22 protein-coding genes are annotated in these 23,422 nt (G+C 73.6%); 10 read left to right on the top strand and 12 right to left on the bottom strand.

Annotated elements, in window-relative coordinates; genetic code table 11:
• Positions 1 to 51 precede the first annotated feature (51 nt).
• From coaD to ACQPXD_RS07345, 4 genes are all read right to left on the bottom strand, one after another.
• On the bottom strand, positions 52 to 537 hold the full coding sequence (gene coaD / locus ACQPXD_RS07360) for a pantetheine-phosphate adenylyltransferase (RefSeq protein WP_432836078.1): 486 nt from the start codon (positions 535 to 537) through the stop codon (positions 52 to 54).
• Positions 538 to 583: 46 nt separating this feature from the next.
• Entirely contained in the window at positions 584 to 1,162 is a 579-nt protein-coding gene (gene rsmD, locus ACQPXD_RS07355) for a 16S rRNA (guanine(966)-N(2))-methyltransferase RsmD (RefSeq protein WP_432836076.1), read from the bottom strand.
• 1,107 nt (positions 1,163 to 2,269) lie between these two features.
• The gene (gene recG, locus ACQPXD_RS07350; protein WP_432836074.1) at positions 2,270 to 4,468 is read right to left on the bottom strand and encodes an ATP-dependent DNA helicase RecG; all 2,199 of its coding nucleotides are present in this window, start codon (positions 4,466 to 4,468) and stop codon (positions 2,270 to 2,272) included.
• A 29-nt stretch (positions 4,469 to 4,497) separates the two neighbouring features.
• Positions 4,498 to 6,273 carry a DAK2 domain-containing protein gene (locus ACQPXD_RS07345; protein WP_432836072.1) on the bottom strand — a complete coding sequence of 592 codons (1,776 nt, stop codon included), beginning with the start codon at positions 6,271 to 6,273 and terminating at the stop codon, positions 4,498 to 4,500.
• 193 nt (positions 6,274 to 6,466) lie between these two features.
• On the opposite strand from ACQPXD_RS07345, the gene rpmB reads away from it, so the two are divergent.
• On the top strand, positions 6,467 to 6,658 hold the full coding sequence (gene rpmB / locus ACQPXD_RS07340; protein WP_223101777.1) for a 50S ribosomal protein L28: 192 nt from the start codon (positions 6,467 to 6,469) through the stop codon (positions 6,656 to 6,658).
• Positions 6,659 to 6,738: 80 nt separating this feature from the next.
• Here rpmB and ACQPXD_RS07335 read toward each other — a convergent pair whose 3' ends face one another.
• On the bottom strand, positions 6,739 to 7,206 hold the full coding sequence (locus tag ACQPXD_RS07335; protein ID WP_432836070.1) for a GNAT family N-acetyltransferase: 468 nt from the start codon (positions 7,204 to 7,206) through the stop codon (positions 6,739 to 6,741).
• Positions 7,207 to 7,258: 52 nt separating this feature from the next.
• Positions 7,259 to 8,221: a thiamine-phosphate kinase gene (locus ACQPXD_RS07330; RefSeq protein WP_432836068.1), complete on the bottom strand. Its 963-nt coding sequence runs from the start codon at positions 8,219 to 8,221 to the stop codon at positions 7,259 to 7,261.
• 144 nt (positions 8,222 to 8,365) lie between these two features.
• On the opposite strand from ACQPXD_RS07330, the gene ACQPXD_RS07325 reads away from it, so the two are divergent.
• Both ACQPXD_RS07325 and ACQPXD_RS07320 read left to right on the top strand, forming a co-directional pair.
• The gene (locus ACQPXD_RS07325; RefSeq protein ID WP_432836066.1) at positions 8,366 to 8,599 is read left to right on the top strand and encodes an Lrp/AsnC family transcriptional regulator; all 234 of its coding nucleotides are present in this window, start codon (positions 8,366 to 8,368) and stop codon (positions 8,597 to 8,599) included.
• Positions 8,599 to 9,138 (top strand): DUF3515 domain-containing protein, encoded by a 540-nt coding sequence (locus ACQPXD_RS07320; RefSeq protein WP_432836064.1) that lies wholly within the window; start codon positions 8,599 to 8,601, stop codon positions 9,136 to 9,138. The genes ACQPXD_RS07325 and ACQPXD_RS07320 overlap by 1 nt, the downstream gene beginning before the upstream one ends.
• Positions 9,139 to 9,214: 76 nt before the next feature.
• Here the strand turns inward: ACQPXD_RS07320 and ACQPXD_RS07315 are convergent, their stop codons facing one another.
• From ACQPXD_RS07315 to ACQPXD_RS07305, 3 genes are all read right to left on the bottom strand, one after another.
• Positions 9,215 to 10,333 (bottom strand): cystathionine gamma-lyase, encoded by a 1,119-nt coding sequence (locus ACQPXD_RS07315; protein ID WP_432836062.1) that lies wholly within the window; start codon positions 10,331 to 10,333, stop codon positions 9,215 to 9,217.
• Positions 10,334 to 10,404: 71 nt separating this feature from the next.
• Complete coding sequence (locus ACQPXD_RS07310; RefSeq protein WP_432836060.1) at positions 10,405 to 11,436, bottom strand: NAD(P)H-dependent glycerol-3-phosphate dehydrogenase; 1,032 nt, start codon at positions 11,434 to 11,436, stop codon at positions 10,405 to 10,407.
• The gene (locus tag ACQPXD_RS07305) at positions 11,433 to 12,161 is read right to left on the bottom strand and encodes a lysophospholipid acyltransferase family protein (protein WP_432836058.1); all 729 of its coding nucleotides are present in this window, start codon (positions 12,159 to 12,161) and stop codon (positions 11,433 to 11,435) included. The genes ACQPXD_RS07310 and ACQPXD_RS07305 overlap by 4 nt, the downstream gene beginning before the upstream one ends.
• Before the next feature lie 73 nt (positions 12,162 to 12,234).
• On the opposite strand from ACQPXD_RS07305, the gene ACQPXD_RS07300 reads away from it, so the two are divergent.
• From ACQPXD_RS07300 to ACQPXD_RS07280, 5 genes are all read left to right on the top strand, one after another.
• Positions 12,235 to 13,083: a 2-phospho-L-lactate guanylyltransferase gene (locus tag ACQPXD_RS07300; protein ID WP_432836056.1), complete on the top strand. Its 849-nt coding sequence runs from the start codon at positions 12,235 to 12,237 to the stop codon at positions 13,081 to 13,083.
• A 5-nt stretch (positions 13,084 to 13,088) separates the two neighbouring features.
• Positions 13,089 to 13,286, top strand: a complete 198-nt coding sequence (locus tag ACQPXD_RS07295; protein ID WP_432836054.1) for a cold-shock protein — start codon at positions 13,089 to 13,091, stop codon at positions 13,284 to 13,286.
• A 462-nt stretch (positions 13,287 to 13,748) separates the two neighbouring features.
• Positions 13,749 to 15,965, top strand: a complete 2,217-nt coding sequence (locus ACQPXD_RS07290; protein WP_432843693.1) for an RNA degradosome polyphosphate kinase — start codon at positions 13,749 to 13,751, stop codon at positions 15,963 to 15,965.
• A gap of 26 nt (positions 15,966 to 15,991) precedes the next feature.
• Entirely contained in the window at positions 15,992 to 17,512 is a 1,521-nt protein-coding gene (locus ACQPXD_RS07285) for a CHAD domain-containing protein (RefSeq protein ID WP_432836052.1), read from the top strand.
• Positions 17,500 to 18,375, top strand: a complete 876-nt coding sequence (locus ACQPXD_RS07280; RefSeq protein ID WP_432836050.1) for an NUDIX hydrolase — start codon at positions 17,500 to 17,502, stop codon at positions 18,373 to 18,375. The genes ACQPXD_RS07285 and ACQPXD_RS07280 overlap by 13 nt, the downstream gene beginning before the upstream one ends.
• A gap of 63 nt (positions 18,376 to 18,438) precedes the next feature.
• Here the strand turns inward: ACQPXD_RS07280 and ACQPXD_RS07275 are convergent, their stop codons facing one another.
• The 3 genes from ACQPXD_RS07275 to leuC form a co-directional block, all read right to left on the bottom strand.
• Entirely contained in the window at positions 18,439 to 19,035 is a 597-nt protein-coding gene (locus ACQPXD_RS07275; RefSeq protein WP_432836048.1) for an HU family DNA-binding protein, read from the bottom strand.
• 134 nt (positions 19,036 to 19,169) lie between these two features.
• Complete coding sequence (gene leuD / locus ACQPXD_RS07270; protein ID WP_432836046.1) at positions 19,170 to 19,757, bottom strand: 3-isopropylmalate dehydratase small subunit; 588 nt, start codon at positions 19,755 to 19,757, stop codon at positions 19,170 to 19,172.
• 16 nt (positions 19,758 to 19,773) lie between these two features.
• Positions 19,774 to 21,192, bottom strand: coding sequence for a 3-isopropylmalate dehydratase large subunit (gene leuC, locus ACQPXD_RS07265; RefSeq protein ID WP_432836044.1), 1,419 nt, complete (start codon positions 21,190 to 21,192; stop codon positions 19,774 to 19,776).
• Positions 21,193 to 21,241: 49 nt separating this feature from the next.
• Between leuC and ACQPXD_RS07260 the strand changes: the two genes are divergently transcribed.
• Positions 21,242 to 21,928 carry an IclR family transcriptional regulator gene (locus ACQPXD_RS07260; RefSeq protein ID WP_392799587.1) on the top strand — a complete coding sequence of 229 codons (687 nt, stop codon included), beginning with the start codon at positions 21,242 to 21,244 and terminating at the stop codon, positions 21,926 to 21,928.
• Between the two features lie 1,000 nt (positions 21,929 to 22,928).
• Entirely contained in the window at positions 22,929 to 23,201 is a 273-nt protein-coding gene (locus ACQPXD_RS07255) for a hypothetical protein (RefSeq protein WP_432836042.1), read from the top strand.
• The last annotated feature ends 221 nt before the right edge of the window (positions 23,202 to 23,422 follow it).

The following is a 23,422-nucleotide window of genomic DNA, read 5'->3' as shown; positions in this document are numbered from 1 at the left end:
ATCATGCGGCCCGAACCGCAGGGCCGCCCCATCGCCACTCGGGTTTTGCATCTACTTTCGCGCCGCGGCGAACCGCTCCTGCAGGCGTTTCGCCACGAGATCGGGTACATGTGGCGAAACGTCGCCGCCCCATTTGGCGACCTCTTTGATCAGGCTCGAGGAGATGAAGGAGTACTTCGGGTTGGTCGGCATGAACAACGTCTCGATGCCGCTCAGGCCGTAGTTCATCTGGGCCATCTGCAACTCGTAGTCGAAGTCACCGGCCACCCGCACGCCCTTGATGATCGCGGTGACATCATGGGCGCGGCAGAAGTCGACCAGGAGCCCTTGAAAGGCGTCGACCCGGACGTTGGTGTACGGCTTGGTCACCGTCGCCAGCATCTCCAGCCGCTCGTCGACCGTGAACAGTCCCGCCTTGCTCTGATTGATCAGTACCGCGACGACAATCTCATCGAACATCAGCGATGCTCGACCCACGATGTCCAGGTGTCCGTTGGTGACGGGATCGAACGAACCCGGACAGACCGCGCGCCTCATTGCACCAGCCCAAGCCTCATGAGCGGGGACCGTACCAAAGCTTTCCTTAACCCGCGCGGGAGCCATCCGTCTCGCGTCGGGCATACCACAGCGCGGTCTCCCCGTACCGGCGCTCGGCGAGCTGCCCCAGGCCCTCCGGCCAGGCGATCGGGGCGCCCCGGCTGGAGCGCTCGACGACCACGACGCCGTCCGGCGCGAGCCAGCGCTGGGCGAGGGCCTCGACCACCGCGCGGACGCGCTCGTCGGTCAGGGCGTATGGGGGGTCGATGAACACCGCGTCGTACGCATCGTCCGGCTCCCCCGCGACCAGGCGCTCCACCTTGTCGGTCACCAGCCGCACCCGCGCGGCGACGCCGAGGGCCGCGACGTTGGCCCGGATGATCCGGGCCGCCTTGGCGTCGGCCTCGGCGAGCAGCACGTGCGCGGCGCCGCGCGAGCACGCCTCCAGGCCGACCGCGCCCGAGCCGGCGTACAGGTCGGCGAAGCGGGCGCCGTCGAGGTCGAGCAGGTTGTCCAGGGAGCTGAACAGCGCCTCGCGGACCCGGTCGGAGGTGGGCCGGGTGCCCTGGCCGGCCGGCACGACCAGGCGCCGGCCGCCGAGCGCCCCGGCCACAATGCGCGTCACAGCTCCAGCGTAGGGGGTGACGTACGCCACGCTCGATCCGGACATCCGTCCGAAGTCGTCGCGCATCGGACCCCGCCCGCCTCCGCGCTGGCCAGCCGATCGCCGCCGCGGCGGACGGCGTGGTCGTGCGGGCCGGACGCGCCCTTCGTGGCTTTGGACGCTGCCGCGTCCACGCGCGGGCGCGCCGCCTGAGGCGGAGGCCAGCGCGGAGGCGGGCGCAAGGCGCGGGCGCGGAGGCGGGCGCAAGGCGCGGGCGCGGAGGCGGGCGGGTCACGTCCGGTGGCGTGGTGTATGAGCCAAGCATCGTGCTAGTTGATGTCAGCCGGCCGCCGGCGGCCGCCGCAGGCTGGACGTCGGTGGCCACCGGCGGGGCACCAGCGATCATCGACGCCAAACCCGGGGTGGCGCAGCGAACCGGTGCGGATGCCGCACCCGTCGGGCGCAACCTGCGATCTGCCCGGCCGGGCCGGACGTATGTCTCCGTGATCATGATGCCCGCGGTGACCGCACACTGGTTTGGCATGATCCCGGAGACTTGTGGTACACGGGGGTACATCAGCGCTCCGTGATCATGAAAAACCGTTGGTGTCGATGCGCTGGTGTGCATGATCACGGAGACTTCCGGTCCCTGCGCCGGGCCTCGCGGCGTGCGGCCGCCCGACGTGTAGGACGTGATCGCCGATCGTGCCCACCCGGGGGGGGTTGGGACGCAGCCGGCCGGACACCGCTTGGTCGGCAGCGCGCAGGGCGGCCAGCGGTGCCGGTTCCCGCGCGGCGCTGGCCGATGCCGGGCGCGGGCAGACCACGGCGGCTGCGGGCCAGCACACCAACCGCGCGCGGCACACCACGACCGTACCGGTGCCGCTCCGTGACGAACACGCCAAGCTCATACACCACGCCGGCGGGCGCAAGGCGCAGGCGCGGAGGCGGGCGCAAGGCGCAGGCGCGGAGGCGGGCGCAAGGCGCAGGCGCGGAGGCGGGCGCAAGGCGCAGGCGCGGAGGCGGGCGCAAGGCGCAGGCGCGGAGGCGGGCGCAAGGCGCAGGCGCGGAGGCGGGCGCAAGGCGCAGGCGCGGAGGCCGGGGCGCGGAGGCGGGCGCGCGGAGGCGTCAGCCCTTCTCCAGGTATTCGGCCCGCTCCTCGTCCACCAGCCGAGCGATCGTCGCCGCGAGCGCCGGATGCCGCTGCAGCTCCGGATCCTCGTCGATGAGCTCGGTCGCCTCCGCGCGCGCCGCGCCGATGAGATCGGCGTCGCGCAGCAGCGAGAGCAGCCGCAGGTGGGAGTGGTGGCCGGACTGCGAGGCGCCCAGGACGTCGCCCTCGCGCCGCTGTTCCAGGTCGAGTTCGGCCAGCTTGAACCCGTCGGTGGTGGAGGCCACCGCGTCCAGGCGCCCCCGCGCGGGCGTGCCCTCGCCGGACTCGGTCACCAGCAGGCACAGGCCCGGCGCGCTGCCCCGCCCGACGCGCCCGCGCAGCTGGTGCAGCTGGGAGACGCCGAAGCGGTCGGCGTCGAGGATCACCATCATCGTCGAGTTCGGCACGTCGACGCCGACCTCGATGACGGTCGTGGCCACCAGCACGTCGAGCTGCCCGGAGGCGAACGAGCGCATCACCCCGTCCTTCTCGTCGGCCGGGAGCCGGCCGTGCAGGACGCCGATGCGCAGCCCGTGCAGCGGGCCGTCGGCGAGCAACGGGGCGACGTCCAGCACCGCGACCGGGGGACGGCGGCCGTCGTCGCCGGCCGGCGGGACGTCCTCGCCGTCGGACTTGGCGTCGCCGATGCGGGGGCACACGACGTAGGCCTGGTGGCCCTTGCCGACCTCCTCGCGCAGCCGCCGCCAGGCCCGGTCGAGAAACGCCGGCTTCTCCGCCGCGGGCACAACATGTGAGGCGATCGGCGAGCGCCCGCGCGGCAGCTGGCTCAGCACCGACGTCTCCAGGTCGCCGAAGACCGTCATCGCGACCGTGCGCGGGATCGGGGTCGCGGTCATGACCAGCACGTGCGGGGGCTGGTCGGCCTTGCCGCGCAGCGCGTCGCGCTGCTCCACGCCGAAGCGGTGCTGCTCGTCGACGACGATCAGGCCCAGGTCGGCGAAGTCCACGCCCTCGTAGAGCAGCGCGTGGGTGCCGACGACGATGCCGGCGGTACCGCTGCGGATCTCCTCAACGACGCGACGTCGCGCGGCCGCGCCCAGGGAGCCGGTCAGCAGCGTGACGCGGGTGGCCTCGGGGGCGGCGTCCAGCTCGCCCGCCCGGGCCATGCCGCCGAGCAGGTCCATGACGTTGCGGTGGTGCTGTGCCGCCAGCACCTCGGTCGGGGCCAGCATCGCCGCCTGTCCGCCGGCGTCGACGACCTGCAGCATCGCGCGGAGGGCGCACAGCGTCTTGCCGGAGCCGACCTCGCCCTGCAGCAGGCGGTGCATCGGGTGCGGGCGCGCCAGGTCGGCGGCGATCTCGTCGCCGACGTCGCGCTGGCCACGGGTCAGCTCGTACGGCAGCGCGGCGTCGAACGCGGCGAGCAGCCCGTCGTCGCGGCGCGGGCGCGGCACCGCCGGCCAGTCCTCGGCCCGCTTCTTGCGCTGGACCAGGGTCAGCTGCAGCGCGAACGCCTCGTCCCACTTGAGCCGCCTCCGCGCGACCGCGAGCGACTGCTGCGACTCGGGCCGGTGGATCTCGCGCAGCGCCTTGTCCAGCGAGGTCAGCTTGCGGTTCGCGCGGATGCCCGCCGGCACCGGGTCCGGGGCGGGCGGCAGCACGTCGAGCACGGTGCGCACGGCGGTGGCGATGCGCCAGGTCGGCACGCGCGCGGTCGCCGGATACACCGGAATGATCGCCCCGGCGAACTCCTCCACCGCCTCCTCGCCCTCACCCGCGTCCAGCAGCACGTAGTCGGGCTGGTTGAGCTGCAGCTTGGTGTTGAACCGGCCCACCTTGCCGGAGAACAGCCCCCACCGGCCCGGACGCAGCTGGTTCTCCCGCCACGGCTGGTTGAAGAACGTGACGCTGATCTCGCCGCCGCTGTCGTCGCCGATCACCGCCTCGACCAGCGAGCCCCGCTTGCCCCGGGTCGCGCCCCGCTGCTGCGTGAACTGCCGCGACGAAACGCGTTTGACCTGCCCGAACACCGTCACGTCGGTGTCGATCTCCAGCGCCCGGATGTCGGTGTACTCGCCGCGCTCCTCGTAGCGGCGCGGGAAGTGGTACACCAGATCGCCGACCGATTGCAGGTCGAGATGCTCGGCGAGCAGCTTCGCGCCGTTGCCCCCGAGCACCTTCTGCAGCGGCGTGAACAGATCGATGTCGGCCACTCGCTCGTTCCCCCAACCCGGCTGTACCGCTATTCCACGCCCACCAGCAGCGGATAGTGCGGCTGGCCCCCCTCGTAACACTGCACCTCGACGAACGGCCACGCCCCCTCGACATGCGCGGACAGCGTGGCGCCCAGGTCGGCCGGCGCGCCCTCGCCGGCGATGAGGGTGACGAGCTCGCCGCCGCCCGCGAGCATCCGGTCCAGCAGCCGGCAGGCGGTCTGCGACAGGTCCTGCCCGATCAGGTTGACCTCGCCGTCCACGATCCCCAGGATGTCGCCGGGCTGGCACCGCCCGGCCACCGTCAGCGCCTCCCGCCCCGCGATCGTCAGCTCCGCGGACCGGCACCGCGCGGCCGCCTCGGCCATCGCGATCACGTCGTCCTCGAACCGCCGCTGACCGTCGCGAACCGCCATCGCGGCGAGCGCCTGCACCGCCGACCGGGTCGGCACGACGCCCGCGCGGACGCCCAGCGCCCGCGCCTCCGCGGCGGCGGCCGCGGCGACGGCATGCACGTTGGGGTCGTTGGGCAGCACCACGACGCGCCCCGCCCCGGTACCCCGGATCGCGGCGAGCAACTCCCCGGTCGACGGGTTTCCGGTGAGCACCGTGGCACCCTCGCCGCGCAGCAGCTCGGCCAGCCCCGGCCCGCTGCACACCATGACCACGCCGCGCTCGTCGTGCACCGCCGTGGCGTCCTCGTCGCCCTCCCCCGGCACGGCGGGCCGTTCGTCGCCGGCGCGCGCGGCCGCGACCGCCCGCTGCTGCGGCACCGGGCTCGCCGGCAGGGCCTCCGCGCGGGCGGCGATCTGGTCGGCGAACCGCACGACGGTGATCCGGCTCGGCCGCCCCGCATCGAGGCCGGCCTCGATGGCCGCGCCGATGTCGTTGACGTGCACGTGGACGTGCCAGGTCGGGTCGTCGCCGACCACGACGAGGGAGTCGCCCAGGGCGGCGAGGACGCCGCGCAGCGACTCGACCCCGTCCTCGGAGGCGTCCAGGAGGTACTGCACCTCGTAGGCGTACTCCGCCGACCCCGCCTCGCGCTCCATGACCTGTCCCGGCCGCCCGGCCGGGCGCGCGTCCTCGCCGCCGGACGGGCCGTCGTCGCCCGGGCGCGCCTCGCCGGTCAGGGTCTCCACCAGCGCGTCGAGCAGCACCACCAGGCCGCGCCCGCCCGCGTCCACGACACCGGCCCGGGCGAGGGCGGGCAGCTGCTCGGGCGTCCGCGCGAGCGCGGCCCGCGCCCCGTCCGCGGCCGCGCGCGCCACCTCGACGACGCCCGCGCCGTGGATACCCGCGCCGGAGCCGGAGCTGGAGCCCGCGCCGGAGCCGACGCCAGCGGCGCCGGCGGCCCGCAGCGCGGCCGTGGCGGCGGCCGCGCCGACGGACAGCACCGTGCCCTCGACGGGCGCGGCGACCGCGCGATAGGCCCCGCGGGCGGCCTCGTCCAGCGCCCCCGCCAGCTGCGCCCCGTCCGCCGCCGCCACGCCGGCCAGCGCGCCGGCCAGCCCCTTGAACAGCTGCGCCAGGATCACGCCGGAGTTGCCGCGGGCTCCGAGCAGCGCGCCGCGGGCAGCGCCGCGCAGCACGCCCCCGACTGCCTCGCCCGCCTCCGGGCGCCCGGTCGCGGGCGTGATCGCCTCCACCGCGGCGGCCATGGTCAGCACGAGGTTGGTGCCGGTGTCGCCGTCCGGGACCGGGTACACGTTGAGCGCGTCGATCTCGGCCCGATGGCGGCGCAGCGCGGTCAGGCCGGCGGCACACCACCGGCGGACGGTCCCGGCGTCCACGCTGTCTGGCACGCGCCAGAGCCTAACGGTGAGCGCCGTCATTCCCCCACCGATGCCGCCCGACCGGGCCGATTGGGTGTCGGGGGTACCGATCAGGTAACCTAGCTTGGTTGCCCGGCCGCTCACCCGGCGAGTGACGCCTGGGACGGGATCCGTGATGCGGTCCGTTCCAACCCGAGACTGCAATCAATCCCAGGAGATCCCCGTGGCTAGCGTGTGCGACGTCTGCGGCAAGGGACCGGGCTTCGGCCACAACGTGTCCCACTCGCACCGGCGGACCAACCGCCGTTGGAACCCCAACATTCAGACGGTGCGCACCCCGGCCGGTGGCGGCACCACGCGGAAGATGCAGGTCTGCACCTCCTGCCTCAAGGCCGGCAAGGTCGTCCGCGGCTGATCCAGGCTGCCAGCAGGCCCCGTGACGTGGTCACGGGGCCTGCTGTCGTGCCCGCAAACGGCCAGGCGCGAGACCGAGCGTCAAAGATCGCGACCGAACGATCGTACGTCCGGATAGTCCTTGTAGTGCCCGAAGTCGGCGATCCGCGCGTAGCCGTTCCGCTCGTACAGGGAGATCGCCTCGGGCTGGGCGGTCCCTGTCTCCAGCCAGATCCGCAGGCGCCCGGCCTGCCGGGCCGTGTCCTCCACGGCCACCAGGAGCGCCTTGGCCACGCCCAGCCCGCGGAACTCGGGCGCCACGTAGAGCCGCTTGAGCTCCGCCGTCGTCTCATCGTCGGCGAACGTGCGGAAGCCGACGCAGCCGGCCGGCGCATGGTCCACATAGGCCACGAGGAAGGCCCCCTCCGGCGGATCGAACTCGCCCGGCAGGATCGGGGTGGTGTCCCCCTCGCCGCCGTAGCGCCGGCCCAGGTCGGCGAGCGCGGCGGTGGTGAGCTCGGTGGCGACCCGCGAACCGTAGCGGGTCATTCGGATGTCGATCTCGGTCACAAACGTAAAGGGTACGGGCCGTTCAGCACCTTACCGCTTCGGCGGGAAACAGTTACCGGAAGTGATCCCAGCCGGGCGCACCGCCCGTGTACCTGCGCCCGTCGACGGTCACCCCGTCACCGGCCGTGAACAGACTGGACGGCATGACCGACCCGACGACGAGCCACTCGGCCGGCAGCGAGGTGCCTTCCGGAAAGGTGGCGGCCAATGCGTGGTCGTCGCCGCCGGCGAGGATCCAGCCGTACGGGTCGACGCCCAGCGCGGTCGCGGCGTCGCGCATCGGCTCGGGCACGCTGAACGCGTCGCGGCGCAGGTCGATCCCGACGCCGCTGGCCGCCGCGATGTGGCCGAGGTCGGCGAGCAGGCCGTCCGAAACGTCGATCATGGACGTGGCGCCCATCCGCGCGGCGACCGGCCCCAAGTGGTACGGCACCTCCGGCCGCCGGTGCGCGTCGACCAGCACCTTCGGGGAGCGGAACCCGCGCGACAGGATCGTGTACCCGGCCGCGGCGTAGCCGATCCGCCCCGCCACCGCCACGAGGTCGCCCGGACGCGCGCCCGAGCGCACCAGCGGCGCCCGCCCCTCCAGGTCGCCCAGCGCGGTCACGGCGATGGTCAGCGTGGGGCTCGCCGACGTGTCGCCGCCGACCACCGAGGCGCCGGTCTTCGCCGCCTCCGCGGCCAGCCCGTCGGCGAGCTCCTCGGCCCAGGCGATCTGCAGGTTCGCCGGGGTACACAAGGCCACCAGCAGGGCGGTCGGGCGCGCGCCCATGGCGGCGATGTCGGCGAGGTTGGCCGCGGCCGCGCGGTGGCCCACATCGCGCGCGCTGGACCAGTCGCGGCGGAAGTGCCGCCCGTCGACCAGCACGTCGGTGCTCGCCACGACGCGCGCGTCCGGGGCCGCGACGACCGCCCCGTCGTCGCCCGGGCCGAGCAGCACCAGCGGCGACGCCGCCCCGAGCCGGGCCGTCACCCGCGAGATGAGCCCGAACTCCCCGGCGGTTGCTACGGTCACCGGTCCTCCAACCTGATGCTCGATAGTGTCGCCGAAGCCGCGTGTCATGGCATGATCACGCACGGCGGTTGATTTGCCGAATCCATTGTTGCGGTACGTTGGCGCCTGATCAGCGCTCGTCCGGCATAGGGAGGGAGTCGTGTCGTGGTCCAGGCATACATCCTGATCCAAACAGAGGTCGGCAAGGCGCGCGACGTCGCGACGGCCATCCAGGGCCTCACCGGGGTGGTCAAGTGTGATGCCGTCACCGGCCCGTACGACGTGGTAGTCCTCACAGAGGCCCGCAGCATCGACGAGCTCGGCAAGCTCATCGTGAGCAAGGTCCAGCTCGTGCCCGGTATCACCCGCACGGTCACCTGCTCGGTGGTGCACTTGTAGTGGCCGCCGACACGACGCGCCCGCGCCCGGGCCCGGCCCGCATCGCCACCCTCTCCGCACTGCCCCTGGCGCTCGTCGCCGGCCTGCTGGCCTTCTGGGGCCTGGGCGGATTTCCGGACCGGCCGCAAGATCCAAAAACCTTGGCGGCGGTACCGGCCGAGGCACCGCAACTCGCCCCGTCCACGGCCACGGTGTGCCGCGCGCTGATCGCACAGCTCCCCGACCCGCTCGGCGGCCTCGCCCGCCGCCAGGTGACGTCCGGCCCGGAGCAGAACGCCGCCTACGGCGAACCCCCGATCGTCCTGGGCTGCGGCGTCCCGCAGCCCGACATCCCCCCGGACGCGCAGCTGCTCGGCCTGTCCAACGTGTGCTGGTACCCGGACGAACGCTCCGCCGAGACCGTCTGGCAGACCGTGGACCGCGAGGTCGCGCTCCGCGTCGTGGTCCCGAAAGGCGCGGACGGCTCCTGGCTCGTGAACCTTTCGGCGCCGATCGTCGCCGCCGTCCCCGCCACGACCCCCGGCCCGATGCACTGCTGACCCCCTCTCCGGCACGTCCCGCCGCTGCCGCGCGTGATGCCGCGCCCGCGCGCAGCGGCAACGGCAACGGCAGGCGTCAGGCCAGCGCGGCGTCCAGCGCCCGCCGCACGTCCGCGACGAGGTCGGCGGTGTCCTCCACGCCGCAGGAGAGGCGTACCAGCCCCTCGGGGGCGTCGTCGCCCCACTGCGCCCGCCGGTCTGCCGAGGTGTGCAGCCCGCCGAACGACGTGGCCGCGAACACCAGCTCGGACGCGGTCAGGAAGCGGTCCACGGCCGCCTTGTCCGCCAGTGTGAACGTCACCACGCCCGGGATGCGGCGCATCTGCCGGGCGGCCGCCGCGTAGGCGGGGTCGCCCGGGCGCCCGGGCCACCGCACGGACGCGACCGCCGGGTGGTCGGCCAGCAGGTCCGCCACGGCCGCCGCGTTCGCGGTCTGCCGCGCCAGCCGCAGGTCGAGCGTGCCCAGGGAACGGTGCGCGAGCCAGGCCTCGAACGGCCCGGGAATGCCCCCCGTCCGGGCGCGCCAGGCGCGGATCATGGCGGCCAGCTCCGGCTCCCGCGCGCAGACGTAGCCGAGGAGCAGATCGGAATGGCCGGTCAGCGCCTTGGTACCCGAGGCGACCGAGAAATCCGCGCCCAGCTCCAGCGGCCGCTGCCCGAGCGGCGTCGGCGTCGTGTTGTCCACGGCGACCAGGCCTCCGCCGGCGTGCACCCGCGCGGCGAGGCCGGCGATGTCGCACACGTCCAGGCCGGGATTGGACGGCGACTCCAGCAGCAGCAGCCGCACGCCGTCGAGGGCCGGATACGGCCCCGCGGTCGGCATCGTCCGCACCTCCACCCCGCGCCCGGGCAGGTGCTCACCGGCGAACGCCCGGGTCAGGTAGTACCCGTCGCCCGGCAGCACCACGGTGTCGCCCCCGCGCAGCGTGGCCAGCAGGACCGCGGTGAGCGCCGCCATCCCGGAGGCGAACACGACGCACTCGCCGCCCTCGAGCTCGCCGATGGCGGTTTCGAGGGCTCGGTACGTCCGGTTGTCCGTCCGCCCGTACCCGTCCACGCCCGGTTTCGGCCCGGCGACGGGATCGAGGTGATACGGCGCCCCGAACACCGGCCCGGGCAGGAACGGCTCCCCCGGCACCGGCGCCGGCACCCCGGCATGCACCACGCGCGTGCCGTCACCCCGCCCGCCACCCACCGCCCCAGCCCCAGCCCCAGCCCCACGATCGGACGCGGCCGCGCCCCCGGGCGGCTCGGGCGCCGCGGCGGTCATTGGTTCGTCGACGGGACGCCCGGACGCTCCGGCTTCGTCTCCCTGGCCATGAGCGCGGCGAGGGCCTTGAGCGGGTCGACGCCCTCGTGGCAGACCTGTTCGACCTGCTCCGTGATCGGCATCTCCACCCCGACGCTATGCGCAAGATCACGAATCGACAGGCAGCTCTTGACGCCCTCGGCGGTCTGTCGCGTCGCGGCCTGGGCCTGGTCCAGGGTCTCGCCGCGGCCGAGCCGCTCGCCGAACGACCGGTTGCGCGACAGCGGCGACGAGCAGGTCGCGATCAGGTCGCCCAGGCCGGCCAGGCCGGCGAAGGTCATCGGGTTGGCGCCCAGGGCCGCGCCCAGGCGCGCGGTCTCCGCGAGGCCCCGCGTGATCAGCGTCGCCTTCGTGTTGTCGCCGAACCCGAGCGCCGAGGCCATGCCGTAGGCGAGGGCGATCACGTTCTTCACCGCGCCGCCGAGTTCGCAGCCGACGACGTCGTCGTTGGTGTACGGCCGCAGATACCGCGTGCTGATGGCGCGCTGGACGAGCTCGGCGCGCCGGATGTCGCGGCAGGCGACCACGGTGCCCGCGATCTGCTCCGCGGCGATCTCCGGGGCCAGGTTGGGGCCGGTGACCACGACGACGCGGTCCGCCTCGACGCCCGCGACCTCGACGATCACCTGGCTCATCCGCTTGAGGGAGTCGAGCTCGATGCCCTTCATGAGGCTGACCAGCGTCGCGTCCGCGCCGATCGCGCCGCTCCAGGCGCTCAGGTTGGCGCGCAGCGTCTGCGACGGCACCGCGAGGACCACGAGATCCGCGCCGTCGATCGCCTCGCCGGCGTCGGACGTCGCGGTGACCGCGTCGGGCAGCCACACCGACGGCAGATAGTCCGGGTTGTGATGCCGCTCGCGGATCGCGGCGGCCAGCCCGGCCCGGCGCGACCAGATCGTGACGGCCGGGGTGCCGGCATCGGCCAGGACCTTGGCGAATGCGGTACCCCAGGATCCGGCGCCCAGCACCGCGGCGCGCTCGACGCTCATGCCGTCTGCTCTTCGGATCGCTGCGGGACGCGCTTGGGGATCCACAGCGGCGGCGGGGTGCCGCCGCGGATCTCGGCCACCATGTCGCGCAGGTGCAGCATGATCTGGTCGGTGATCTCGCCGAGGGTCTGCGCGGTCGGTTGCGCATCCGCCCAGGCGGACAGGTCCAGCGGCGGGTCGGCGACGATCGTCATGGTCGCGCGCGGGAACAGCTTGAACCGCTTCGTGCGCGGGTCGTAGATGCGCTGCGGGCCCCACATGACGACCGGGATCATCGGCGCGCGGGTGTCCAGCCAGAGCCGCGCCGCGCCGGTCTTGCCGCGCATCGGCCACAGATCGGGCTCGCGCGTCGTGGTGCCCTCCGGGTAGATGATCACGGCCTCGCCGGCCCGCACGCCCGCCCGCGCGGCCTCCAGCGCCTTGACGGCGTCCGTGGTGCCGCGGCGGACCGGGATCTGGTGCCACGCCTTCATCAGGTATCCCAGCACGGGCGCCTCGAACAGGCTGGACTTGGCCAGGAACGACGGCCACCGCCCGGCGTCGTAGACGTAGTGCGCGACGGCCAGCGGGTCCGCGTGGGAGATGTGGTTGACCACGATGATCACCCCACCCTCGGCCGGGATGTTCTCCATCCCCCGCCAGGTGCGGCGAGTCAGCACCTTGATCGCGGGCTTGACGGTTATGGCGGCGAAACGCCGCCAGAAGCCCAGCCTCCGGCGCGCCATCTCACCCTCCCCTCACGGTTCTGCTGCGAATCATGCCACTGCCGGGCGCCGGGTGGCCGTGTCAGGATGGCTCATGCACTGCCACGGCCAGTCGACGACCCAGCCGCCGGCTCCCCAACGGTCGGCCACCTGGGTCGCCGTGGTGCCGGTCAAGCCGCTGCGAGCGGCCAAGACGCGGCTCCGCGGCGCCGTGCCGGAGGCCGTTCACCCCGACCTGGTCCTGGCCATGGCACGCGACACGGTAGCCGCCGCGCTCGCCTGCCGCGCGGTCGCCCGCGTCGTCGTGGTCTGCGACGACCCGGCGGTCTGCGCGGAGCTGACCGCCCTGGGCGCGGTCTGCCTGCCCGACGCGCCCGCCGCAGGCCTCAACGCGGCCTTGTCCTACGGTGCCCAGGCCGCCCAGCACGCCGTCGGCGAGCGATCCACGTTTAACGGCCACCCGGCCGACAGCCCGCCGCGCGCGGACGCGCGATCGGACCGCGCCGACACCGCCGCCAGCAGCGCAAACGACCCACAGGCGCACCGCCCTGAGGCGGCACGCGCGGACGCGCGCCCTGACCACGGGGCGCAGCGGCCGGGCACGGAACGTGTCGGCGTGGTCGCGTTGACGGCCGACCTGCCCGCGATGCGACCCTGCGACCTCGAATCCGCCCTGGTAGCGGCCGCGCGGACGGGCCGGCGGGCGTTCGTGCCGGACCTGGAGGGCACCGGAACCGTGCTGCTCGCGGCGCCGGCCGGCGAGCCGCTGGCGCCGCACTTCGGCCCCGGGTCGGCGGCGGCACACCTGCGCTCGGGCGCGGTGCGGCTCGACGGAGCGTGGCCGAGCCTCCGCCGCGACGTGGACACCGCGGCGGATCTCGATGCCGCGGCAAGGCTCGGACTCGGCACGCATACCGGACAAGTTCTCTGCGCGGTAGCGTGATCGGCATGCAAGGCACAGTGGCGACGTTCGACGAGGCGAGCCGCACGGGCACGGTGCTGCTCGACGACGGCGCCGAGGTCGCGTTCCCGGCGGCGGCGTTCGACGCGTCCGGGCTGCGGCACCTGCGCCTCGGTCAGCGGGTCCGGCTCGACCACGACGATGTGGGCACAATCACGAAGGTCACACTCCCGACGTTGCACTGATGGCCAAGCAGCGGGAAGTACATGTTCAGACCGGCACAAACAGGCCATGATGATCCGGTGGACGAGAGCACAACCGGTCGAAGCCGCCCGCGCAACGCCGCCCCGCGGCCCGACCAGGCCAGTGCGCCGCCCACGACGACGAGGTCCGGTGGCAACGGGACTCCGGCGCGCGCTCGTCGAGCCACAAAGGTCGCGCGGCCGGCGACGGCCGACGAAGTCACGGTGAGCGAGGTCACGGTGAACGAGGCCACGACAGAGACGTCCACGGCGCCCGAGCGGGTGCCGGCGCAGAAGACCCCACCCAAGTCCCCCGCGCCCGCGCGCGCCGCGTCCACGCCGGCCAAAGCCACGCCCACCGGCGAGGCCGCCCCGGCGGACGAGGCGCCACAGGCGAACGAACCGGCACAGGCGAACGAGGCGGACCAGGCGCCCGCCGCCGAGGAAGCCGAGGAAAAGGCCACAGTGCCGACCGACGACGCCCCGGCCATCGACCACGCACCCGGCCAAGCGACCGACAGCAACGCGGACGCGCCTGCCGGTGACCTTGACACCGTCCTCGAGGACGAGGCGGCCGGGTGGCTGGGGGGCGAAGCCCCCGAAGAGGACGCACCGCGGGTACCGGATGAGGAGAAGCCGCTCCCGGAAGATCGGTATCTCGACCGCGAGCTGTCCTGGCTGGACTTCAACGCCCGGGTGCTGATGCTGGCCGAGGACAAGGCCACGCCCCTGCTGGAGCGGGCGAAGTTCCTCGCCATCTTCGCCAGCAACCTCGACGAGTTCTACATGGTGCGGGTCGCCGGGCTGAAGCGGCGCCTGCAGACCGGCCTGCCGGTGCGCCGGCCGGGCTTCCAGCCGCCGACGGAGCAGCTCGAGCAGATCGCCGAGCGCACGTCCGGGCTGATGTCGCGGCAGTCGCGGGTGTTCGCCGAGGAGATCGCGCCCGCGATGGCCGAGGAGCACATCCACATCGTCCGCTGGACGGAGCTGGACCCGGCCGAACGGGAGCGGATGCGCGCGGCGTTCCGCGAGCAGATCTTCCCGGTGCTGACGCCGCTGGCGGTGGACCCGGCGCACCCGTTCCCCTACATCTCCGGGCTGTCGCTCAACCTGGCCGTGGTGGTGCGGGAGAAGGACGGCGGGCCGGAGCTGTTCGCCCGGATCAAGGTGCCGAACAACGTGCCCCGGTTCTACGCGCTGCACGCCGCGCGCGACGGTGCGCGGGTCATGCGCTTCCTGCCGGTCGAGGAGCTGATCTCGGCCCACCTCGGGCAGCTGTTCTCCGGCATGCAGGTGCTCGAGCACCACTTGTTCCGGGTGACCCGCAACGCCGAGGTCGAGCTGGACGAGGACCGCGACGAGGATCTGCTGCAGGCGCTGGAGCGGGAGCTCGCGCGGAGGCGCTTCGGCCCGCCGGTGCGCCTGGAGGTGGCCGCGTCGATCTCCGACCACGTGCTGGAGCTGCTGGTCCGCGAGCTGGACATGGACTCGCACGACGTGCTGCGGGTGCCCGGATGGCTGGACCTGACGGCCCTGTGGGAGGTGTACAACGGCGTCGACCGCCCGGACCTGAAGGATCCGCCGTTCGTGCCGGCGACGCATCCGCACTTCGCCGAGGGCGAGACGCCGCGCAGCGTCTTCGCGCGGCTGCGCGACCACGACATCCTGGTGCACCACCCGTACCACTCGTTCTCCACCAGCGTGCAGCGCTTCATCGAGCAGGCGGCCGCGGATCCGAACGTGCTGGCGATCAAGCTGACGCTGTACCGCACCAGCGGCGACTCGCCGATCGTCGACGCGCTGGTCGACGCGGCCGAGGCCGGCAAGCAGGTGGTGGTGCTGGTGGAGGTGAAGGCGCGCTTCGACGAGAAGGCCAACATCGGCTGGGCGCGGACGCTGGAGCGGGCCGGCTGCCACGTGGTGTACGGCCTGGTCGGGCTCAAGACGCACACGAAGACGGCCCTCGTCGTACGCCAGGAGGGCAACCACATCCGCCGCTACTGCCACGTCGGTACCGGCAACTACCACCCGAAGACGGCGCGGCTCTACGAGGACTACGGGCTGCTGACGGCCGACCCGGAGGTCGGCGCCGACCTGACCGACCTGTTCAACGTGCTGACCGGCTACAGCCGGCAGACGTCGTACCGCCGGCTGCTGGTCGCGCCGCACGGGGTGCGTCGCGGCATCATCGAGCGGATCGAGCGCGAGGTCGCCTACGGCGCCGGCGGCCTGGTGCAGCTCAAGGTGAACTCCCTGGTCGACGAGGAGGTCATCGACGCGTTGTACCGGGCCAGCCGCGCGGGGACGCGGGTCGACCTGATCGTGCGGGGCATCTGCGCGCTGCGCCCGGGCGTGCCGGACCTGTCGGAGAACATCCGGGTCCGTTCGATCCTGGGCCGGTTCCTGGAGCACTCGCGGGTGTTCCGGTTCGGCCACGGCGCCCGCGCGGAGTACTGGATCGGCTCGGCGGACCTGATGCACCGCAACCTGGACCGCCGCGTGGAGGCGCTGGTGCAGGTCACCGACCCGGCGTCCGCGGAGGAGCTGCACCGGATGCTGACCCTGATGATGAGCGAGGACACCGGCGCGTTCGAGCTGTCCGGCAACGGCGATTGGCACCGCCGGGCGGGCAAGAACGCGCAGGAGGCGCTGCTGCGCCGCATCGTCGACCGGGTGGAGTGAGCCGGTTCAACCTTTAGGGTGGCTGGATGCTGGAGGAAGAGCGCAAGTACCTGGTCGACGAGGGCTTCACGATGCCGGATCTCAGCGCCGCCGGACGGGTGAGCGCGCGGGAGCCGGTGACGCTGCGGGCGACGTACTACGACACTCCCGAGCGGCTGCTCACCCGGCACGGGGTAGCGCTGCGGTACCGCCGCCACGACACCCCGGCGAAGGTGTGGACCGTCAAGCTGCCGTCCACGCGCGCGGGGGTGCGGCACGAGTACTCGCGGCCGTCGGCGGGCGCGGGCGTGGTACCGCCGGAGCTGCTGGACCTCGTGACGGCGTACCGGCGCGGCCGCGCCCTGGGGCCGGCGGCGGTGCTGCGCACGGTGCGGACCGTCTACGACGTCGCGGCCAAGGACGGCACGCTGCTGGCCGAGGTGGCCGACGACGTGGTGAGCGTGCTCGACGGGCGGCGGGTCACGCTGCGGTTCCGCGAGATCGAGGTCGAGCGGGTGGCGGGCGAGCCGCGGGTGCTGGACCGCATCGAGCGGCTGCTGCTGCGCGCGGGCGCGTCGACCGGCGACTTCGTGCCCAAGCACGTGCGGGCGATGGGCGAGCTCGACGCGGCGGTGCTGGTGGCGCCGGAGGCGCCGCGGCGCAAGGCCCGGGCCGGCGACGTGGTGACCGACGCGATCCGCCGCGACGTGGCGCGGATCTTCCGGCACGACCCGTTCGCCCGGCTGCGCGAGACGATGCCCAACGGCGACACGCCGGTGCACCAGATGCGGGTCGGCACCCGCCGGCTGCGCAGCGACCTGCAGACGTTCCAGGCGCTGCTGGACCCCGAGTGGACGGCGCGGCTGCGGGCCGAGCTGTCCTGGCTGGCCGCCGCGCTCGGGGGCGCGCGGGACGTCGAGGTGCTGCGGGAGCGGCTGCACCGCACCGCCGCCGCGGACCCGCTGATGCCGCCGGACCCGGCCGCGGTGGCGCGGATCGACGCGGCGCTGGCGGCGCGTGAGGAGGCGGCGCTGCGCACGATGGACGCGGCGCTGCGCTCGCGGCGGTACGTGCGGCTGCTCGATGCCCTGGTCGGTGCGGTGCGGGCGCCGCAGCTGTCGCCGTTGGCGCGGGAGCGCGCGGACGCGGTGCTGCCGGGCATCGTGCGCAAGCCGTGGCGGCGGCTGGCCTTCGGCGGGGGCGGCATGCCCGGGGCCGGGGAGCTGACCCCGGACCTGCCCGACGACGAGTGGCACGAGGTGCGCAAGCGGGCCAAGCGGGCCCGCTACGCCGCCGACGCGGTGTCGCCGATCGTGGGCCCGGACGCGGTGCTGCTGGCCAAGGCGATCGCGCGGGCGCAGGGTGTGCTCGGCGAGCACCAGGACGCGGCGATCGCCGCGGACGCCTGGCTGGCCGCCGCCGCGGCGAAGCCGGCCGACCACGCGCTGGCGGTGACCGCCGGGCGGCTGTACGAGCGGGAGCGGGCCGCGGTCACCCGCGCCCGCGCCGAGTTTCCGGCCGTGTGGGAGTCGGTCCTGGAGGAAAAGAACATCGCATGGCTGAAGTGAACTCGGTGGTCCGCGCGGCGGGGGGCGTCGTGTGGCGCGCGGGCGCCGGCGGGGCGCCCGAGATCGTGCTGGTGCACCGGCCCCGGTACCACGACTGGTCGCTGCCGAAGGGCAAGCTGGAGCCGGGCGAGCACGAGCTGGCCGCCGCGGTCCGCGAGGTGTTCGAGGAGACCTCGGTGGAGGCGGTGCCGCAGCTGCGGCTGCCCTCCACCCGCTACCTCACCGGCGAGCCGGGCGTGGAGAAGAGCGTCGACTACTGGTCGATGCGCGCGGTCGCGTGGGCGCCGCGGCCGGCCGACGACGAGATCGGGGAAGCGCGTTGGGTCCCGGCCGCCGACGCGCAGGCGCTGCTGAGCTACGCGCACGACCGGGGCGTGGTGCGGGCGTTCCTGGGTCGGCCGCCGGTGACCGCGGTGGTGGCGCTGGTGCGGCACGCGAAGGCCGGGAGGCGGCGCGACTGGCCCGGCCCGGACGGGGAGCGGCCCCTGGAGCCGGCCGGGGAACGCGACGCGCGGGCCCTCAGCGCGCTGCTGGCGCTGCTGCGGCCGGACCGGGTGGTGTCCGCCGCCCCCCTGCGGTGCCGCCAGACGGTGGAGCCGCTGGGGCTGCCGACCGCGGTCGACGCGATCTTCGACGAGGGGCAGCCGCCCGAGGAGGCGGCCGAGGCGCTGGGCAAGCTGGCCCGGCTCGGCGGCACGACGGTGGTGTGCAGCCAGGGCAAGCTCATGCCGCCGCTGCTGGAGGCGCTGACGGGCCGCTCCGACATCGACTTCCGCACCCGCAAGGGCGCCGGATGGGTGCTGTGCTTCGCCGACGGCCGGCTGACCGGGCGGGACCCGCTGGCCCCGGTGGCGCTGCGGTAGTCCACTGTAGAGAACGCGAAAGGGCGGCGCCACGATCGCGGCGCCGCCCTTTTTCATGCTCGCTTACTTGGCGGCGGCCTTCTTGGCGGGCGCCTTCTTCGCGGCGGTGGTGGTCTTGGCGGCCGCCGTGGTGGCGGTCGCCGTCTTGCGGGCCGTCGTCGACGCCGCGGCGCGGGTCGTCTTGGCGGCGGTCTTCTTCGCGGGCGCCGTCTTGGTCGCGGCCTTGGCCGGCGCGGTCTTGGTCGCGGCGGCCTTGGCCGGCGCGGCCTTCGCCGTCGTCGCCTTCGCCGTCGTGGCCTTCGCCGCGGCCTTGGCGGGCGCCGCCTTCGCCGTGGTGGTCTTCGTCGCGACGGTCTTCTTCGCGGCGGCGGCGACCTTCGGCACCTTGCCGCTGGCGACCATCTCGCGGAAGCTGGCGCCGGCCCGGAACGCGGGCACCGACGTCTTCTTCACCTTCACCGCTTCGCCGGTGCGCGGGTTGCGGGCGGTTCTCGCACCGCGGATGCGCTTCTCGAAGACACCGAAACCGGTGATGGCGACCTTGTCGCCCTTGGTCACGGCGGACTGGATCTCGGCCAGGACCGCGTCCAGCGCCGCGTTTGCCGACTTCTTGTCGCCCAGGCGAGCGCTGAGCGCCTCGATGAGCTCGGCCTTGTTCACGTTTCCTCCCGTACAGAAATAAGTCCCTGTGGGCAAGGTATCCCAACGCACACAGGATACAAACATATGACGGAAAAGAAATCGTTGTGGAGTAACGGATTTGACCGACGGCTCATCGAGACGCCCTGCGAGGGCTAGCGAACGACGGGTGTCCACTCCGGACGGCCTTGTTCGAAGGCGGTGATAGCGCCCTCGTGGCGCAGGGTGAGACCGATGTCGTCGAGGCCCTCCAGCAGCCGCCAGCGACTGAAATCGTCCAGCGGGAAGGCCCATTCGTGCGCGCCCGCGCGCAACTGGCGCGCCTCGAGGTCGACCGTTACCTCGAGCTTCGGGTCGGCCTCGATCGCGGCCCACAGCACCTCGATGTCGGCGAGGTCGAGTTCGACCGGCAGCAGCCCGCCCTTGAGCGCGTTGCCCCGGAAGATGTCGCCGAAACGCGGCGCCACGACGGCCCGGAATCCGTAGTCCTGCAGCGCCCAAACGGCGTGCTCACGCGAGGAACCGGTGCCGAACTCGGGCCCGGCGACGAGGATCGAGGCGCCCTCGTACACCGGATTGTTGAGCACGAATGCGGGATCGGAACGCCAGGCGTTGAACAGCCCGTCGGCGAACCCTGTGCGGGTGACGCGCTTGAGGTAGACGGCGGGGATGATCTGGTCGGTGTCCACGTTGGACCGGCGCAGCGGGATCGCCGTGCCGGTGTGGACGGTGAACTTCTCCATGATGTCCGTGTCCCTTTTAGTTCAGGTCGGCGGGGGCGGCGAGGCGGCCGGTGACGGCGGTGGCGGCGGCCACCGGGGGTGAGACGAGGTGGGTACGCCCGCCGCGGCCCTGCCGGCCCTCGAAGTTGCGGTTGGACGTGGAGGCCGAGCGCTCGCCGGGCTTGAGTGTGTCCGGGTTCATACCCAGACACATGGAACAGCCGGCGAAGCGCCACTCCGCCCCGGCGTCGGTGAAGACCTTGTCGAGGCCCTCCTGCTCCGCGGCCGCGCGCACGGAGGCGGAGCCGGGCACGACGAGCATGCGGACGCTGTCGGCGACCTTGCGCCCGCGCAGCACATCGGCCGCGGCGCGCAGGTCCTCGAGCCGGCCGTTGGTGCACGAGCCCAGGAACACCACGTCGATCGGGATGTCGCGCAGCGCCGTGCCGGGGTTGAGCGCCATGTACTCCAGCGCCTTCTCGGCCGCGACGCGCTCCCCGCTCTCGGTGAAGTCGTCCGGGCTGGGCACGAAGCCGCCCAGGGGCGCGCCCTGGCCCGGGTTGGTGCCCCAGGTGACGAACGGGGTGAGCTGCGAGATGTCCAGCGTCACCTCGGTGTCGAACTTGGCGCCCTCGTCCGTGCGCAGGCTGCTCCAGTAGGCCTTGGCGCGGTCCCAGCCGGCGCCCTGCGGGGCGTACTGCCGGCCCTCGATGTAGGCGAACGTCGTCTCGTCCGGCGCGATCATGCCGGCCTTGGCGCCCCATTCGATCGACATGTTGGAGATGGTCATCCGACCCTCCATGGACAGCTGCTCGATCGCGTGGCCGCGGTACTCCACCACGTGCCCGCGCCCGCCGCCGGTGCCCACCTGCGCGATGAGCGCCAGCACCAGGTCCTTGGCGGTGACGCCGGGCCCGAGGTCGCCCACGACGTTGACCGCCATCGTGCGCGGACGCGCCTGCGACAGCGTCTGCGTGGCCAGGACGTGCTCGACCTCGCTGGTGCCGATGCCGAACGCGAGGGCGCCGAACGCGCCGTGCGTGGAGGTGTGCGAGTCGCCGCACACGATGGTCAGGCCGGGCTGGGTGAGGCCCAGCTGCGGGCCCATGACGTGGACCACGCCCTGCTGCGCGTCGCCGAGCGAGTGCAGCCGGATGCCGAACTCCTCGCAGTTGCGCCGCAGCGTCTCGATCTGCGTGCGCGACACCGGGTCGCTGATGGTCAGCAGGTTGTCGGTCGGCGTGTTGTGGTCCTCGGTCGCGATCGTGAGGTCCGGCCGGCGCACGGGGCGCCCGGACATGCGCAGGCCGTCGAACGCCTGCGGGCTGGTCACCTCGTGCACCAGATGCAGGTCGATGTAGAGCAGATCGGGCTCACCGTCGGCGGACCGCACGACGTGCGCGTCCCACACCTTCTCCGCCAGCGTGCGCGGCTGTTGCTGTGCTTCTCCCACCATCTGGACATCCTAAAGTTTGGGAGGTATGTTTCGGTCTGTGGGACACAGTATGAGCGGTGTCGGCGTGCTCGACAAGGCGGTGGTCATCCTCGCCGCCTGCGTCGACGGCGCCAGCCTGGCGGAGCTGGTCGAGCGGACCAAGCTGCCGCGCGCCACCGCGCACCGGCTGGCGCAGGCGCTGGAGATCCACCGTCTGCTGGTGCGCGACGCCCAGGGCCGCTGGCGCCCGGGCCCGCGCCTGGGCGAGCTGGCCAACGCCGCGCCCGATGTTCTGCTCACCGCGGCCGAGCCGATGCTGACCGCGCTGCGCGACGCGACGGGTGAGAGCGCCCAGCTGTATCTGCGCCGCGCCGACGAGCGCCTCTGCGTCGCCGCGGCCGAGCGGGCCAGCGGGCTACGCGACACGGTGCCGATTGGCGCGGTGCTGCCGATGACCGCCGGCTCGGCCGCGCAGGTGCTGCTCGCGTGGGAGCCGCCGGAGGCGGTGATGCCGCTGCTGCCGCGGTGCAAGTTTACCGGCCGCACCCTCGCGGAGGTGCGCCGCCGCGGCTGGGCGCAGAGCGTGGCCGAGCGCGAGGCGGGCGTGGCGAGCGTCTCCGCGCCGATCCGCGACCGCACGGGCCGGGTGATCGCGGCGATCAGCGTGTCGGGCCCGATCGAGCGCCTGGGCCGCCGCCCGGGCGACCGCCACGCGATGGCCGTGGTGCGGGCCGGCCAGCGCCTGTCGGGCCTGTAAAAGCCATTGCTTGACTCGGGCCGCGTCACTCACCGGCCGTTCCTCCCGCGAGTCACCGGGCCCGGCCTGCCCTGAACGGGCGGCCGGGCCCTGCCAGGTCCGCGCTGCCAAGAACAAACCCGCGGCTTGGGTCATGTTGCGCATGAGGCCAGCGATGGTGCCGCTTGATGCCAGGCGGCCCCCACAGAGCTGGGCGTCGGTGGCCACCGGCGCCGACCCCCGGTGCGGTGCGGACGGTACGGATGTCGCTCCCGTCGGGCCCAACCTGCGATCCGCGCGGCCGAGCCGGACGTATGTCTCCGTGATCATGATGCCCGCGCTGACCGCACCACAGGTTTGCCATGATCCCGGAGACTTTCGGTACCCAGGTGTACATCACCACTCCAGGATCATGAAAAACCCTTGGTGTCGACGCCGCGTTGCGCATGATCACGGAGACTTCCGGCCGCTGCGCCGTGCAGCGCCCGCCGTCTGGGACGTGACCGCGCCGGGGCGTTGGGGCGGCAGCCCGGACACCGCTCGGTCGCCGGCGGGCATCGCGGCCAGCGGCGCCGGCTCCCGGGCAGCGCGGCCCGGCTCCCTTGCAGCGCGGACCAGTTCCCTTGCGGCGCGGGCCGGCTCCCGGACGGCGCGGGCCGGCTCCCTTGCAGCGCGGACCAGTTCCCTTGCGGCGCGGACCGGCTCCCGGACGGCGCGGGCCGGCTCCCTTGCAGCGCGGACCAGTTCCCTTGCGGCGCGGACCGGCTCCCGGACGGCGCGGGCCGGCTCCCGGACGGCGCGGGCCGGTGCCGCGGTGCGGGCGAAGCACGGCGGCTACGAGTCGGGCACCCCCGGCCGCACGTGGCGCATCACGGCTGTGCCGGCGCCGGCCCGTGGCGGACCTGCCAAGCTCCTACACCAAGCCGGCGGACGTGACCCACGGCTTGCATACCGCCCGGGCGCGCTTACGATCGGCGGGTCCGGGGGCGGTCCCGGAGCGCATCAGCCGGAAGGAACGCCAGTGCCCGATTCGACCACACCTGCCAGCCCCGAGCCGAACGGCTCGGCGAACCACGAGTCCACCCCGTCGGCGGGAACGCCGTCCTCGCCGTCGGGCCACGGCCCGGCCGGCCCGGACGCGCCGGACTCCCCGCCCGCCCCCGAGCCGCAGCAGCCACAGGTCGCCCCGACCGTCCCGTCCTCGGGCGGCAGCGGCCGCGGCGGCTGCATGACGGCGATGATCGGCCTGTTCGTGTTCATCGCGGCGATCCTGGGCATCGCCACCCACCTGTAGCGGCGCCGTCGCGCCCGCGCGGTGACCATCCGGCACCAGGACGCCGGCAGTCACGCCCGGGCGCCCGGGCGCCAGCAGCTATCACCCGGCGCCCGGACGCGGCAGCCGCGCCGGACGCTCGGACGCCAGCAATCACCATCAGGCACCCGGACGCCGGCAGCCCCGCCGCCAGCAATCACCACCAGGCGGCCGTCGCAGGCTGGGCGTCGGCGGCCACCAGC

Origin of the sequence: Dactylosporangium sp. CA-092794, from assembly GCF_050948465.1 — a bacterium.
In the GTDB taxonomy this organism is placed as follows: Bacteria; Actinomycetota; Actinomycetes; order Mycobacteriales; family Micromonosporaceae; genus Dactylosporangium.
The sequence above is the reverse complement of the archived record's forward strand: the minus strand, read 5'-3'. Positions and strand labels throughout refer to the sequence as shown.

What these genes read in the sequence shown, in the direction of transcription:
- coaD (WP_432836078.1), bottom strand. Translation starts at nt 537, where the DNA reads ATGAGGCGCGCGGTCTGTCCGGGTTCGTTCGATCCCGTCACCAACGGA.
- ACQPXD_RS07310 (WP_432836060.1), bottom strand. Translation starts at nt 11,436, where the DNA reads ATGAGCGTCGAGCGCGCCGCGGTGCTGGGCGCCGGATCCTGGGGTACC.
- ACQPXD_RS07305 (WP_432836058.1), bottom strand. Translation starts at nt 12,161, where the DNA reads ATGGCGCGCCGGAGGCTGGGCTTCTGGCGGCGTTTCGCCGCCATAACC.
- ACQPXD_RS07300 (WP_432836056.1), top strand. Translation starts at nt 12,235, where the DNA reads ATGCACTGCCACGGCCAGTCGACGACCCAGCCGCCGGCTCCCCAACGG.
- ACQPXD_RS07295 (WP_432836054.1), top strand. Translation starts at nt 13,089, where the DNA reads ATGCAAGGCACAGTGGCGACGTTCGACGAGGCGAGCCGCACGGGCACG.
- ACQPXD_RS07285 (WP_432836052.1), top strand. Translation starts at nt 15,992, where the DNA reads ATGCTGGAGGAAGAGCGCAAGTACCTGGTCGACGAGGGCTTCACGATG.
- ACQPXD_RS07280 (WP_432836050.1), top strand. Translation starts at nt 17,500, where the DNA reads ATGGCTGAAGTGAACTCGGTGGTCCGCGCGGCGGGGGGCGTCGTGTGG.
- leuD (WP_432836046.1), bottom strand. Translation starts at nt 19,757, where the DNA reads ATGGAGAAGTTCACCGTCCACACCGGCACGGCGATCCCGCTGCGCCGG.
- leuC (WP_432836044.1), bottom strand. Translation starts at nt 21,192, where the DNA reads ATGGTGGGAGAAGCACAGCAACAGCCGCGCACGCTGGCGGAGAAGGTG.
- ACQPXD_RS07260 (WP_392799587.1), top strand. Translation starts at nt 21,242, where the DNA reads ATGAGCGGTGTCGGCGTGCTCGACAAGGCGGTGGTCATCCTCGCCGCC.